This is a genomic window from Micromonospora sp. WMMD1128, from assembly GCF_027497235.1.
GTDB lineage: Bacteria > Actinomycetota > Actinomycetes > Mycobacteriales > Micromonosporaceae > Micromonospora.
In genome coordinates this window covers 4,324,089-4,337,122 of record NZ_CP114902.1, presented here as the reverse complement: position 1 = coordinate 4,337,122, position 13,034 = coordinate 4,324,089, and the positions used below count along the sequence as shown (strand labels likewise).

The 13,034-nt window shown below is 72.9% G+C and carries 17 protein-coding genes; 8 read left to right on the top strand and 9 right to left on the bottom strand.

Annotation, left to right across the window (positions count from 1 at the left end):
* The first annotated feature begins 39 nt into the window (after positions 1 to 39).
* The 4 genes from O7602_RS19250 (at position 40) to O7602_RS19235 (ending at position 2,540) form a co-directional block, all read left to right on the top strand.
* The gene (locus O7602_RS19250) at positions 40 to 519 is read left to right on the top strand and encodes a cupin domain-containing protein (RefSeq protein WP_281584029.1); all 480 of its coding nucleotides are present in this window, start codon (positions 40 to 42) and stop codon (positions 517 to 519) included.
* 184 nt (positions 520 to 703) lie between these two features.
* Positions 704 to 1,606, top strand: a complete 903-nt coding sequence (locus tag O7602_RS19245) for a sulfotransferase domain-containing protein (RefSeq protein WP_281584028.1) — start codon at positions 704 to 706, stop codon at positions 1,604 to 1,606.
* A 23-nt stretch (positions 1,607 to 1,629) separates the two neighbouring features.
* Positions 1,630 to 2,148: a phosphoribosyltransferase family protein gene (locus O7602_RS19240; protein WP_281584027.1), complete on the top strand. Its 519-nt coding sequence runs from the start codon at positions 1,630 to 1,632 to the stop codon at positions 2,146 to 2,148.
* A complete protein-coding gene (locus O7602_RS19235; protein WP_281584026.1) occupies positions 2,145 to 2,540 on the top strand; it encodes a hypothetical protein in 396 nt (131 codons plus the stop codon). Before O7602_RS19240 ends, O7602_RS19235 begins: the two co-directional genes overlap by 4 nt.
* Before the next feature lie 11 nt (positions 2,541 to 2,551).
* Here O7602_RS19235 and O7602_RS19230 read toward each other — a convergent pair whose 3' ends face one another.
* From O7602_RS19230 to O7602_RS19220, 3 genes are read right to left on the bottom strand one after another with little or no spacing between them, the layout of a single operon-like run.
* On the bottom strand, positions 2,552 to 2,902 hold the full coding sequence (locus O7602_RS19230) for a nuclear transport factor 2 family protein (protein ID WP_281584025.1): 351 nt from the start codon (positions 2,900 to 2,902) through the stop codon (positions 2,552 to 2,554).
* Positions 2,886 to 3,350: an SRPBCC domain-containing protein gene (locus tag O7602_RS19225; protein ID WP_281584024.1), complete on the bottom strand. Its 465-nt coding sequence runs from the start codon at positions 3,348 to 3,350 to the stop codon at positions 2,886 to 2,888. Before O7602_RS19225 ends, O7602_RS19230 begins: the two co-directional genes overlap by 17 nt.
* Positions 3,347 to 3,670, bottom strand: coding sequence for a metalloregulator ArsR/SmtB family transcription factor (locus O7602_RS19220; protein WP_281584023.1), 324 nt, complete (start codon positions 3,668 to 3,670; stop codon positions 3,347 to 3,349). Before O7602_RS19220 ends, O7602_RS19225 begins: the two co-directional genes overlap by 4 nt.
* A 117-nt stretch (positions 3,671 to 3,787) precedes the next feature.
* Between O7602_RS19220 and O7602_RS19215 the strand changes: the two genes are divergently transcribed.
* Positions 3,788 to 4,537, top strand: a complete 750-nt coding sequence (locus O7602_RS19215; protein ID WP_281584022.1) for a hypothetical protein — start codon at positions 3,788 to 3,790, stop codon at positions 4,535 to 4,537.
* A gap of 15 nt (positions 4,538 to 4,552) precedes the next feature.
* Here O7602_RS19215 and O7602_RS19210 read toward each other — a convergent pair whose 3' ends face one another.
* Positions 4,553 to 4,978 (bottom strand): hypothetical protein, encoded by a 426-nt coding sequence (locus O7602_RS19210; RefSeq protein ID WP_281584021.1) that lies wholly within the window; start codon positions 4,976 to 4,978, stop codon positions 4,553 to 4,555.
* A gap of 213 nt (positions 4,979 to 5,191) precedes the next feature.
* Here O7602_RS19210 and O7602_RS19205 point away from each other — a divergent pair, with 213 nt between their 5' ends.
* Both O7602_RS19205 and O7602_RS19200 read left to right on the top strand, forming a co-directional pair.
* Positions 5,192 to 5,503 (top strand): DUF664 domain-containing protein, encoded by a 312-nt coding sequence (locus tag O7602_RS19205; protein WP_348651288.1) that lies wholly within the window; start codon positions 5,192 to 5,194, stop codon positions 5,501 to 5,503.
* A gap of 87 nt (positions 5,504 to 5,590) precedes the next feature.
* Positions 5,591 to 6,205, top strand: a complete 615-nt coding sequence (locus O7602_RS19200; protein ID WP_281584020.1) for a dihydrofolate reductase family protein — start codon at positions 5,591 to 5,593, stop codon at positions 6,203 to 6,205.
* Here O7602_RS19200 and O7602_RS19195 read toward each other — a convergent pair.
* On the bottom strand, positions 6,177 to 7,121 hold the full coding sequence (locus tag O7602_RS19195; RefSeq protein ID WP_281584019.1) for a LysR substrate-binding domain-containing protein: 945 nt from the start codon (positions 7,119 to 7,121) through the stop codon (positions 6,177 to 6,179). The genes O7602_RS19200 and O7602_RS19195 overlap by 29 nt on opposite strands.
* Before the next feature lie 111 nt (positions 7,122 to 7,232).
* On the opposite strand from O7602_RS19195, the gene O7602_RS19190 reads away from it, so the two are divergent.
* The gene (locus tag O7602_RS19190) at positions 7,233 to 8,177 is read left to right on the top strand and encodes an FAD-dependent oxidoreductase (protein WP_281584018.1); all 945 of its coding nucleotides are present in this window, start codon (positions 7,233 to 7,235) and stop codon (positions 8,175 to 8,177) included.
* Positions 8,178 to 8,188: 11 nt separating this feature from the next.
* Here O7602_RS19190 and O7602_RS19185 read toward each other — a convergent pair whose 3' ends face one another.
* The 4 genes from O7602_RS19185 to O7602_RS19170 all read right to left on the bottom strand — a co-directional run bounded on the left by O7602_RS19185 (position 8,189) and on the right by O7602_RS19170 (position 12,814).
* Positions 8,189 to 8,629: a VOC family protein gene (locus tag O7602_RS19185; protein ID WP_281584017.1), complete on the bottom strand. Its 441-nt coding sequence runs from the start codon at positions 8,627 to 8,629 to the stop codon at positions 8,189 to 8,191.
* A complete protein-coding gene (locus tag O7602_RS19180) occupies positions 8,626 to 9,306 on the bottom strand; it encodes an HAD family hydrolase (RefSeq protein WP_281584016.1) in 681 nt (226 codons plus the stop codon). The genes O7602_RS19185 and O7602_RS19180 overlap by 4 nt, the downstream gene beginning before the upstream one ends.
* A gap of 74 nt (positions 9,307 to 9,380) precedes the next feature.
* Positions 9,381 to 9,608, bottom strand: a complete 228-nt coding sequence (locus O7602_RS19175; protein WP_281584015.1) for a hypothetical protein — start codon at positions 9,606 to 9,608, stop codon at positions 9,381 to 9,383.
* Entirely contained in the window at positions 9,605 to 12,814 is a 3,210-nt protein-coding gene (locus O7602_RS19170; protein ID WP_281584014.1) for a hypothetical protein, read from the bottom strand. Before O7602_RS19170 ends, O7602_RS19175 begins: the two co-directional genes overlap by 4 nt.
* Positions 12,815 to 13,034 lie beyond the last annotated feature (220 nt).

Below are 13,034 nucleotides of genomic sequence, written 5' to 3'. Positions count from 1 at the left end.
TCCCATTCCGGGGATCCGCCGATCGGGGACGGAGAGCAGATGACCTACCCACCGCCGCGCTACCGCGGATCCACCGGCGAGACCAGCGCCACCTACCGCCCGGCCGACACCGCGCCCGAGCTGCGCCACGCCAGCGGCGGCGGGGCGCACTACCTGGCCACCGGCGCCAGCACGAACGGCCAGTTCGGGCTCTACCGGTGGGACATGGGCGCGACGCCGAGCGGCCCGGCCCCGCACTTCCACCGCAGCATCTCGGAGTCGTTCTTCGTGCTCAGCGGCACGATCCGCATCTACGACGGGCGGAGCTGGATCGACTGCGGCCCGGGTGACTTCGTCCACGTGCCCGAGGGCGGGGTCCACGGGTTCCGCAACGAGTCCGGTGAGCCCGCGTCGATGCTGTTGCACTTCGCGCCGGGCGCACCCCGGGAGGGCTACTTCGAGGGGATACACCGGGTGGCGGAGATGAGCGAGGAGGAGCGGACCGAGTTCTTCCTGACGCACGACACCTACTGGGTGTGACGACGGCGTGCTTTCAGCAAGCTCCCAGGTTTTCCCGGATTGACATCAAAGGGGTCGTCGGGGATATTTTGGCGGCGCATCGGGGCCGGGGGGCGAGTGGCCGGAGCCTGCCGACGTGGCTGTCCGAGATGCGCGAAAGCGTCGGTGCGCCCTGATCACCAGGGTGCGGACAGGGTCTGGAGAAATGATCAATCGCGCCGTCGAATTCGCCAAGCACAATTCGCCGAACTCGCTGCGCGTCGCGGCCCGGCGAGCGCAGATGGAAGCGCGCAACGCGCGAATGCGGCTGACCGTTCCGGTGGTCGCCCGGAGCGAATTCGACAACATCTTCCACTGCACCGTCCGCAAGACCGGCAGTCAGTGGATCAAGGCGTTGTTCAGCGACCCGGCCGTCTACCGCCACTGCGGGCTGCTGCCCTACGACCCCCGCTTCTATCCCGGCGGAGCGACCGCGCCGGTCCCGGCCGGGCGCACCGGCCTGGCGATCTTCCTCTCCCACAAACGCTTCGAGGCCGTCCCGAAGGCGGGCACGTACCGCGCGTTCTTCGTGATCCGCGACCCCCGCGACGTGGTGGTGTCGAGTTACTTCTCGCTGCGGAACTCGCACGCCCCGATGGGCGACATCCCGCAGGCACGCGAGGCGTTGCAGGAGCTGCCGAAGAAGGACGGGATGCTCTACGTCATCGACCGGCTCCGCGACAAGAAGCAGTTCGGGCAGATGCGGTCGTGGGCGCAGGCCCGGCCCGCCGAGACGTTCCGGCTGTTCCGCTACGAGGACCTGACCGGCGAGCGGCAGGCCGACGAGGTGGACCGGTTGCTGCGCCACTGCGGCATCACGCTGCCCCCGGCCGAGCTGGAGACGCTCCTCGCCCGCTACAGCTTCACGAAGATGAAGAAGGACAAGGAGACGCCGGGCCGGATCTCGCACTACCGCAAGGGCGCGGCCGGCGACTGGCGCAACCACTTCGACGACGAGATCTACGCTGCGTACACGGCGGCGGCGGGCGACCTCGCCGAGGTGCTGGGCTATCCCACCCGCGACGGGTCCGCCGGTCCGCAGGACGGACAGGAGCCCGCCACCCGATAGGGAAGGCGTGTCAGGATCCCCGCGTGAAGCGTGACGATCTCGTACGTCAGATCGAGGCCCGGTCTCGACTCACCGGACAGTTCCTCCTGCGCTCCGGGCGGGTCGCCGACGAATACTTCGACAAGTATCAGTTCGAGGCCGATCCGGTGCTGCTGGACGCCGTCGCGGGGCAGATGGTCGCCCTGGTTCCGGAGGGGACCGACGTGTTGGCCGGTCTGGAGATGGGCGGCATCGCGGTCGTGACCGCGCTCGGTCGCCACACCGGCCTGCCCTGCGTCTTCGTCCGCAAGGCGGCGAAGCGGTACGGCACGGCGCGCCTCGCCGAAGGGGCGGAGGTGGCCGGGCGACGGGTGCTCGTGGTGGAGGACGTGGTGAGCTCCGGCGGGCAGGTGGTGCTCTCCACGCGGGAGTTGCGGGCTCTCGGCGCCCGGGTCGACACCGCGGTCTGCGTGATCGACCGCCAGGAGGGCGGCGCCGAGGCGCTTGCTGCCGAGGGCATCACGCTGCGTCCACTCCTCACCCGCGCCGACCTTGACCGATGATTCAAACACCACCGGCATCGAACGAGCACGGGGACACCCCTGACGTTCCACCGCGACGGCCGGTCCGGTTCGGCGGTTTCCGGGCGCTTGGTGGCGGCGCGGTCGTCATCGCGGTGGCGCTGCTCGTCCTCCGCCCGGTCGTGGACCAGCGGGATTGCCCCAACTACGGGGGAAGCGGGAACGCGAGCGCCTTCGGCGACGACCGCCTGGACGGCCTCTTCCTGCTGCTGCTCCTCGGCTGGTTGGTGGCGGTGCTTGTGGAGCAGGCACTGCCGGTGGCGTGGCGGGACCGGCGGCCGGCGGAGGTCGCGCTGCGGGCGGTGGCCGCCGTGCTGCTGGCGTCGACCGGTTCCTGCTGTCTCGCGCTCAGTCTGCTCACGGTCTGTCACTGACGCGGATCGGGTCAGGGCAGCGGCACGACGTACGAGTCGACGCGGGCGATGAGCCCGTCGCGGAACGTGAACAGGTCGTTGAAGGCGAACCGGAACGGGCCGTGCGCCACGCTTGTTCCTCGGCCCTCGCCGGTGACCACGACCACCGGGCCGTCCTCGTGCACCCGCTCGACGTCGAGTTGCGGGCTGCCGGTGAACGCCGGGTTCTCGATCTCGCCGTCGAACTCGGTGCGCCCCCGGGTGGTGCGGTGGCCGTGGATGACCCATTCGACGTCGTCGGTGAGGGTCGCCAGGATGCGCGGGTGGTCGCTGGTCCGGAAGCCGGCGAAGTATTCGTCGACGAGGTCACGTTGAGTGGTCATGGGGATCTCCGTTCTCGGTCAGGTGGGCGGCGAGGGCGTCGAGGATCGCGGCGAGGCCGTCGACCGCCCGGGTGCTGCGGAGCTCCGGCGGGAGCCGTCGCTGGTGGACGGTGAGGTCCGTACCGTCGTCGGCGGGTCGGAGCGTCACGGTGGTGCGTAGGCCGGTGACCGGTTCGTCGAACACGAGTTCGCGGGGCGGGTCGAGGCGTACGTAGACGAACCGCAGCCGGCGGGTCGCGCCGTCCGGCGCCCGGGTGTCGAGCGCGAACTCACCGCCGGGTCGGGCGTCGACGGTCACCGACCCGGCGGGCACCCGGGCGTGCGAGCCACCCCAGAACGCCGCGATGCTCGCCGGCGTGGTGAAGGCGGCCCAGACCCGGTCCGGCGCGGCGGACAGGTGGCGCCGGGCGATCAGCTCGTCGCCGTGCAGCTCGGCTCGGGCGGTCACCGGGTGCCCTCCTCGGCGGCGAGGTGGCGGTCGAGCGCGTCGAGCCGGTCGTGCCAGGCCCGGCGTTGCTCGTCGATCCACGTGCCGAGCAGCGCGAGCTGGTCGGCACGGAGCCGGCAGGGGCGCCGGGTGCCCTCGCGCCGCTGCTCGACCAGCCCACAGCGGCGCAGCACCCCCACGTGGTGGGAGATCGCCTGTGGGGTCAGGTCGAACGGCGCGGCCAGCTCGCCCACCGTGGCGTCGCCGCGGGCGAGGCGGGTCACCAGGGCGCGGCGGACCGGGTCGCCGAGGGCGGCGAACGCGAGATCGAGATCGGACACGCCGCCATGTTAGAACAAACATACATTTGTGCAAAGCTGTGTTTTCATATCCATGGTGTTTCGGTCTGGCCGGCAGCGGGCAGGTGCCCGGGCAGGGGCCATCGGACGGAGGTTGACGTGAACGGACCTGATCGACGTCACCGGCGGCTGCTGGGCCTGCCGCTGCTCGCCACCGCGCTGCTGGCCGGCGCGTGCACCGCCGACAGGGGTGACCAGGGACAGGGAGCCACCACGGCCCCGACTTCGGTGCCGACGACCGCCGCCACGCCGTCGGCGTCACCCACGACCGGCGGGACCGATACGGCCGTGACGATCCCGAAGTCCGCCTTCGTCGACCTGCCGCCCGAGCTGCGCAAGAGCACCCCACGGTCGATGCAGGTCGCCGACGCCCTGCCGAAGCTGTGCGCCGAGGAGTTCGCCACCGGCGGCCGGTCGACCGCTGCCGCCGCCATGATGAGCACCTACAAGACACCCGAGGACCCGCCGGAGAACGTCCCCTTCGGCACGCTCAACCAGACCGTGTTCGCCTTCGCGGGCACCGACGCCGCGGACTACCTGCGCCGGGTCCGCGAGGCGGTGGAATCCTGCCGGTCCTTCCCGGACGCCGGCAACACCGTCACCGTCCGGTCGCGGCCACTCGCCGACACCGGCGACGAGGGTCTGCTCGTAACGTTGACCCGGCCCGCGACCAACATCGACGGCAGCCCACGTGAGGGCACCGCGACCAGCCAGATCACGGTGGTGCGGGTGGCGGACGGCGTGACGGTGGTGCACGACCAGGGCTGGGAGGCGAGCAGCAACAACCCTGACTTCGCCGACGACTTCGCCGACGCCGCGGTCCGCGGCCTCAAGTCCTGGCAGACATAGGGGCCGCGCCGCCCGTCAGGAAACCGCCGCCCGCACCAGCTCCACGAGCTTCTTCTCCACCTCGGGGCTCCACCTCAGCAACGCGTACGACGCCGGCCACATGTCGCCGTCGTCGAGGTTCGCCGATTCCTGGAAGCCCACCGTCGAGTAGCGGTAGTTGAACTTCCCCGAGTCCTGGAAGAAGACCACGATCTTGCCGGCCGCGTTCGCGTACGCGGGCATGCCGTACCAGGTCTTCGGCGACAGCTCGGGCGCGGTGGCGGTGATCGTCACGTGCACGCGCTCGGCCAGTTCCCGGTCGGCCGGCGCCATCTGCGCGATCCGGTCCAGCAGGGTCTGCAACTCGTCGGCCTTCTTCGCGCCCTTCTTCCCCTCGGCGCGAAGCTCGGCGGCGCGCTCCTTCATGGCGGCGCGCTCCTCGGCGCTGAATCCGTCGGACATCTCGGTTCCCCCTCCTGGTCGGCCGGCGTGGTGCCGCCCGCTCAGGAGGAACGCTATGACCTGCGACGGTACGCCCGCTTCTCGATTCCTGATCACCTCAGGTGCAAGGCGGGGCCCCCGCTTAACGCCTCCGGTATAGAAGGGGCCCCTTCTCACAACCCGGGGCGTGCGGAGGGACAGCCGGGAGCGGCACGGGCGGCCTACGATCCGGTGATGAGTGGAGTGTCGGCCGTCCTCACCGAGGCGGAGACGTTGCTGTCGGTGCTCGACGCCCCGGGCGAGGCGCACGCGCTGTGGCGCGGCGCGGTCGAGCGGTCGTGCACGCTTGTCACGGCGGTGGTCGAGGAGCGAGGGCTCGCCGGTCCGGCCGCCTTCACCTGGCCCGACGGCCGCACCCCGACGGTCCGGGCCATGCTCCTGGACATGATCGAGGAGTACGCGCGCCACACCGGGCACGCCGACCTCCTCCGCGAGGCGGTCGACGGGCGAGTGGGCGAGGGCGCGCCGCCGGACTTCACGATCTGAGCCGGTAACCCGCTCCCGGGCCGATGAGTTTGGCATGCTGCGGCGGTCTACCCGTCGACATCACCCTGACGTGAAGGAGCACCGCACATGGCGAAGGTCATCTCCACGCTGTTCATCTCGGCCGACGGCGTCGCCGAGATCGACCCGGACTGGCACTTCCCCTACTTCGACGACAACATGGGCCGGGCCGTCACCGAGGACTACGAGACCGCAGACGTCCTGCTCATCGCCCGTCCCACCTACGACAGCTTCGCCGGCGCGTGGCCCGACCGGGAGGCCGCCGGTGGGGAGGACGCGCCGTTCGCCAAGCAGCTCGGCGACATGCGCAAGGTGGTCGTCTCGCGGCAGCCGCTGGAGTTCTCCTGGCGCAACTCCGAGCTGATCCAGGGCGAACTGGCGGAGGCGGTCGCCGCGCTCAAGGCCGACCCCGACGTCAAGGGCATCCTCATCCCCGGGTCCATCTCCGTGGTGCAGCAGTTGCTCGCCGCCGGGCTTGTCGACGAACTGCGGTTGCTGGTGCACCCGGTGGCGGCGCGCAAGGGGCGCAAGCTGTTCGACGAGGGCGACGCGCCGTACCACCTGCGGGTGGCCGCGACCGAGGCGTACCCGACCGGCGTGCTCCGGGTGATCTACACGCCGGCCGAGGCTCCCGGCCCGGTCGGCTACGACGAGGTCAAGGAGCAGGTGCCGGCGGGGAACTGACCGTCGGTCGCCGGTCCGTCCGGTCGAGCAGGGCGAGCAGCGCCCGCACCGCCGGGTTGGTGCTGTCGACCGGCCAGGCCAGGCCGACATCCACGGTGGGCGTCGGGGCGGTGAACCGGCGCAGCCGTACGCCGGGCAGCCGCAACGCCCGGGCCCGGCCGGCCGGCACGGCCGCGACCACGTCGCCGCGCGCCACCGCGCGCAGCAACTGCTCGTCGTCCGGCTCGTGCCGGACCAGCCGGAAGCCGCCACCCGGCCACACCTGGGCGATCGTCCGGTCGAACATGCCCGGCCCGTTCTCCCGTGGCCACATCACCGCCGGCAGGTCGACCACCTCGGCCCGGGTGATCCGGCGGCGGCCGGCGGCGAGCGGATGGCCGGCCGGCAGCGCCAGCAGCAGTTCCTCGGTGTCGACCGTGCGGCAGGCCAACGCCCGCTCGTGCACCGGCGGTCGGACGAACGCCGCGTCCAGCCGGCCGGCGAGCAGGCCGGCCACGTTCGGGGCCGTCCAGGCCGTCTCGGAGACCAGCTCGACGCCCGGGTGGGCGGCCCGGAACCGGTCGATCAGCGCGTCGACCCGGCCGCCGCGCGCCGATCGGGTGTACGCCAGCCGCAACCGGCCGCCCCGACCGCGTGCCAGGTCGAGGATGCGGGCGGTGGTGGCGTCCACGTCGGCGATCAGCCGCGCCGCCTCGCCGGCAACCCGCGCGCCGACCTCGGTCAACGTGCAGCCCCGGCTGGTGCGGTGCACCAGCGGCGCGCCGAGCTGGCGTTCCAACGCCCGGATCTGCTGGCTGAGCGCGGGCTGGGCGATGCGCAGCCGGGCCGCGGCGCGGGTGAAGTGCAGCTCCTCGGCGAGCACCACGAAGGAGCGCAGCCGGCGCAGGTCCGACCAGGCGCCCGTTCCGTCGACCACGCCACTATCATAAGCGCCGCTTATCGCCGCCGGTCCGATCCGTCTTGGACGGCAGCGCCGCCGGCACCCACCATCGGAAGAACACCGAGGGTACGAGCGAGGGAGCGGACGATGGCGGCAGCGGACGTGGTGGTGGTCGGCGGGGGAGTGATCGGGCTGACGGCGGCGGTCACCCTCCAGCGGCGTGGCGCGCGGGTCACCGTGCTGACCGCCGACGACCCGGCGGAGATCGTGTCCACGGTGGCCGCCGCGGTGTGGTATCCGAGCCACACCGAGGAGGACCCCCGGGTGCTGCGCTGGGCCCGGGACACGCACGCGGAACTGCGCCGCCAGGCGGCAGACGGCGTGCCGGGGGTGGTGGACCGGCCCACCCGGATGTGGCTGCGCCGCCCGTACACCGGGCCGCCGTGGTGGGCCGACGCCTGCGGCGACCTGGTGGCGGAGCCGGCCGACGTGCCCTACACGGCGCTGCTGCGGTTCACCGCTCCGACGGTGGAGATGACCCGCTACCTGACCTGGCTGCACCGGCAGGTCGAGGCCGCCGGCGGCCGGATCGTCCGCCGCGCCCTGGGCACGCTCGCCGAGGCGTACGAGGTCGCGCCGACCGTCGTCAACGCGACCGGCCTGGCCGCCGGCCGACTCGCCGCCGACCCGGCCGTCCACCCGGCGCGCGGGCACATCGTGCTGGTGGCGAATCCCGGCCTGACCGTCTCGGTACGCGACGAGGACCACCCGGCCGGCGTCACGTACGTGCACCCGCGCCGGCACGACGTGGTCCTCGGCGGCACCTACCAGCCCGGCGTCGGCCACACCCGACCCGACCCGGAGACGGCGGCGGCGATCCACCGGCGGTGCGTCGCCCTGGTGCCGCGGTTGGCGGGCGCGCCGGTGCTGGGGGAGCGGATCGGGTTGCGGCCGGTCCGGCACGGCGGCCCCCGGGTCGAGGTGGATCCCGCGGGCGGGCGCCTGGTGCACGCCTACGGGCACGGTGGGGCGGGGGTGACGCTGTCCTGGGGCTGCGCCGCCGAGGTGGCGGACCTGGCCCTGGCGGTCTAGCGTCCTCGCCGTCAGTTCAGTTGCTCGGCCAGGGCGAGGATGATGCCGCTCGGGCCGCGGAGATAGCAGAGCAGGAAGCTGTCCTCGAAGCGCATCACCTCGCCCACGAGTTCGGCGCCGTGCGGGCGGAGGCGGGCGAGCGTGGCCTCGATGTCGTCGACGGCGAACATGACGCGGTGCAGGCCCACCGTGTTCGACGGGGTGACGGCCGGCTCGGGGACGATCGCCTTCGGGGAGTGGTACGTCGCCAGTTCGAGCCGGCCCGGCGCGTCCGGGATCCGCATCATCGCGATCTCGCTCCGCATGTCGTCGAGCCCGACGACCTTGCCGGCCCACGGTTCGTCGATCGACATCCGGCCTTCCAGCTCCATGCCGAGCGCGGTGAAGAAGGCGACCGCGGCGTCCAGGTCGTCGACCACGATGCCGACGTTGTCCATGCGTTGAATCGTCACGACCGCGAGGGTAGTGCGGCGGACCGACAGCCGGCGTTGTGTTCCGCCACCAGGGCGGGGAGTTCGTCGAGCGACCCGATCCGGAACAGGCACCGCTGCGCCACGTCCGGCAGGTCGAGGATGTGCCCCCACGGACCGCGTCGGATCAGGCAGGCCCGCATACCCGCCGCCATGGCGGCGTGCGCGTCGTTGTCCGGCCGGTCACCGACGTACAGGATGGACGACGGGTCACCGCCGGCCGCGTGGACGACCCGCGCGAAAAACGCCGGTGCCGGCTTCGCCACGCCCCAGCCGTGCGACGTGCCGATCACGTCCACCGGCAGGTCGAGGGCGCGCAGGCTCGCCTCGGCGTGCGCCGGCTGGTTGCCGGCCAGGCCCACGAGCAGGCCCTGCTCCCGGAGGGCGGCAAGGCACGGTCGCGCGTCGGGGTAGAGGTCGTCCCCGCCGAACGACTCCGGCCGACCGGCCGCGACACGGCGTGCCACCTCGGTGGCGAGGTCGAAGTCGGGCCGGAAGGTGCGGAACGCCTCCTGCCAGTCCTGCCCCCGGGCGATCACCGCGCCGAACACGGCGGAGAACGTGTGCCGGGGCACGCCGAGCCAGTCCGCCCAGTCCGCGAACTCCCGCGTCTCGTCGAGGACCGTCCCCCCGACGTCGAAGAAGACCGCCTCGATCATCTGGTCACCCCCGTCAAACCGACCTGTGGCACCGCCCCGCCCCCGGCGGTCCGGGGGCGGGGCGGCTCGTCACCTCATGCGCCGGCGGCGCGCTCGCGGTCGGCCTCGGCGTCGGCGGCACCCACCGGGGTGCCGTCGCTGTCCCGGGTGGCTCCGGACAGGTCCACGTCGGCGCCGGCCCGCGCGGCGTCGGCCGCCGCGTCGTCCGCGCCGACGACCTCACCACCGCCGGTCTCGCTGTCGTCATCGCCCAGTTGCCCAGCGGCGGCCAGCCCGATCGGTGCGTACCTGGGGTCGGTCATCTCGTCCTCCTCAGCGGTTCCTGTCCCGTTGGTACCCCGTGGGCGCGGCGACCAACCGACAGCAGCAACCCGGCGGCGGTCAGCACCGCCCCGGCCGTGGCCGCGTACCCGGGCAGGCTCGTCGGAATGCCCAGGTAGACGGTGATACCGAGGATGCGGGACAGCCCCCACGGCAGCAACGCCATCTGGTCGTTCCACACCGTCAGCGCGCGTTCCAGGCCGACCCACGCGACCAGCCCGGCCAGCACCGCCAGCGGCACCCCGGCGGCGGCGAGCGTCACCCCGACCGCGCGGCGGCGAGCCAGCCGGTAACGGTCGCGCAGCACCACGGCGGTCGCCACGAACAGCCAGCAGAACGCCGCCACCGCGACGGTCAGGTAGATCGCCCGGCGGGTCGGCGCGGTCCAGAACACGAACCAGTAGCCGCCCGGCCCGCGCGCGGCCAGCATCGCCAGCAGCAGCAGCACGCTGCGCAGCAGCGCCACCCCGCCGAGCACCGCCCACAGATGGAACGGATCGCGGCGGCCCACGGCCAGGCGCGCGACGAGCGCGAACAGCGCCCACGCGCCGAGCGTGACAAGCAGGTGCGCGGGCGCGGCGAACCAGGTGAACACCAGCCGGCTCGCCACCAGCACCGCCGCCGGCACCAGCCACACCAGCACCCGGTCCAGCCGGGACGCCGGCGTCGGCAGGTCCGCCAGCCGCCCCGGGCGCACCGCGCCGAGCAGCAACGCCCACGCCGCCGCGCCCCCCGGCCCGCGCCCGCTGTCGCGCCCGCGTAGGCCGAGCGCCACCACCGCGCCGACCAGGACCAGCAGCGCCCGCGCCGCCCAGGCCATCGCCGGGTCGCGGTCCGCGCGCTGTGCGCCGAGGTCGGCCGCGGTGAAGTGGTACGCCGGCAGGTCGACGTCCCCGGCGTAGCGCTGCCGGTGCCGGTCCCGCGCCTCCCGGTACGCGTCGGCCGCCGACCGCCACTGCGCGTACGCGGTGTCGGAACCGGTGTCCAGCCACTGCGCGTGCCGCAGCACCATGCTCCGGTAGGCGGCGAGCGTCCCGAACAGGTCCACCTGGTAGTCGAGCGTGTCGACGAAGCGCTGCCGCAGCTCGGCGTCCCGCCACGTGGCCGGGTCGGTGCCGGCGACCAGCGCGCGCATCCGCCGGGCGGTCGCGACCGCGTCGGCGCCCTCGGCGACGGCCGCGTCGACCCGGTCGCCGGTGACCGCGTAGATGCTGTCTTGCGCCGCCGAGTCCCCGGTCGGGATGTCCCACTCGAAGATCCACATCATCGGCGGCGGTTCCAGCCCGAGCGCCCGCACCGACGTGTCCGCGTACGGGCCGATGTAGAGGCCCGTGGTGACCGCCGTGCGGGACAACGCCATGGCCTGCCCGATCGCCGCCACGGTCGCCGGGTCGGCGGAGAACGTCCGGTACGCCCAGTCCGCCGTGATCCGCGCCGGGTCGGTGTCCGGATCCCAGGCCAGCCGGGCGACCGCGTACGTGTTCAGGTCGTAGAGCTGCCAGAAACCGGCGCGCAGGTAGAGCGACATCGGCCCGGCGCGCAGCGGGCCGCCGTCCTGGGTCCAGTTCCACACGCCCTCGACGTGCGGGTTCGCGGCGAGGAACGTGCGCAGCGCGGCCCGGTGCAGCGGGCCGAGGTCGTTCGGGAGCGCGCCGAACCCCTCGAACTCGCGCCGGGCCTGGAACTCGACGATCCGCCGGTGCGCGCCGCCGAGCAGCGTGGTGTTGAGCGGCAGGTGGCTGTAGAAGTCGCCGAGCGTGTACTTGGTGGACACGATCAGGTGCGGATCGTCGAACCCGCCCAGCACCTCGGCGTACGACTGCGGGTTGGTGTGCAGGTCGCCGACCGCGCCGACGCCCACCGTCCAGGTGCGGAAGATGACCTCCTTGCCGGCCGGTCCCGCCGTGTCGAGCAGCGCCCGCAGCATCGTGCGGACGCCCTCGGCGGTGGTGACCGCGAGCTTCGAGGTGTAGTCCCAGCCGTCGCCCGCGTACACCTCGCCGCCCTCACCGACGCGGACCATCAGGCCGGCGACGAACGGCATGCCGGCGAACACCTCGGCCAGCCCGGCGCGGTAGACCGCCCAGAGCCGGGGGTCGGTGGTGTCGAGCCCGCCCACGGTCCGGTGCAGGTACGCCTCAAGCGGCGGCGACACCGCCAGCATGTCGGTGAGCAGGAAGACCTTCAGGCCCATCTGCTCGGCGTACCGGAAGACCGGCCCGAACGCCGCCACCATCGCGCGGGCCCGGTCCACGTGCGGGTCGCCGGCCGGATAGACCGCGTGCCCGTCGCCGACCTTCTCGAACGTGACGTACTCCAGGAAGCCGGGCACCACGACGCCGTTGTAGCCCTGCGCCGCCGCGTGGTCGACGAACTGCCGGAACTGTGCGTCGATCCGAGCCACCGCCGTGGCGTCCACCCACGGCGCCCGGGGCAGCAGCGCGGGCGTGACGATGTCGGTGTTGAGGCGGTAGTCGTCGCCGAACGCCGTCGGATCCGCCTCGCGCCCCACCGAACCGGCGTCGGTCAGCCGCAGCCCCAGCCGGGGCGCGACCGGGCGGCCGACCTCCGCCGCCGGCAGCACCTCGGCGCCCGAGCGGATCCGGTCGGCCAGCCGGTAGAGCCCGGCGCTCACCCCCGCGAGGTCGCCGGTGACGCTCAGCTCCGTCCGGCGGGCGTCGATCCGGTACGACTCCGGGGTGTCGCTGGCGCGCAGCTCCGCGCTCAGCGTGGTGACCGCCGACATGCTCGCGGCGGTCGCGTTCCGGCCGGTTTCGGTCGGAGCCGTGTTCGCGTTCGGACCGGCTCCGCTCGGGCCGGTTGTGCCGGTGCTGGTGCTCCGGCCGATTCCGGCTGGATCGGTTGTGCCGGCGCGTGTATTTCGGGCTGGCGCGGGTGTTGCGGTCCGGGTGATCGTGGGGCGGGGGTGGCCCCGCGTGGCGAGCGCGTCGGCCACGGCTGCGGCGGCCTTGACCGTGCGAAGGTGGTCCGGCACGACGATGGAGGTCAGCGGCGGCATCGGGGCCGGCGTGCGGGGCGGCGCGGCGACGGCTGTCTCGCGTGGCACGTCGGCCGGAGTGTGGCTCAGCCCCAGCGCGCCGTCGACACCCCAGGCCACGCCCGCGCCGAGCAGCAGCACCACCACGACGGCGGCGACCAGACGATACGGACGCCAAACCTGAGCCACGCTCGCATCCTAGTGCTGGCGGATCGGCTCTCCAGCACCCTGAAGAGGGCGTCCTCGCGCGCCGCATGCGACCGCAGAGATCTTGGAACGAAATGGCCCCTATAGGGGCCGATTTTTACCAAGATCTCTGCGGGTTCCATGGTGCAGAACATCAATCTCGTCACGCGAGATGAAGTGGGTGGTCGAATCGGATTCGCTCAGGGACGTCAGTCGACACGAC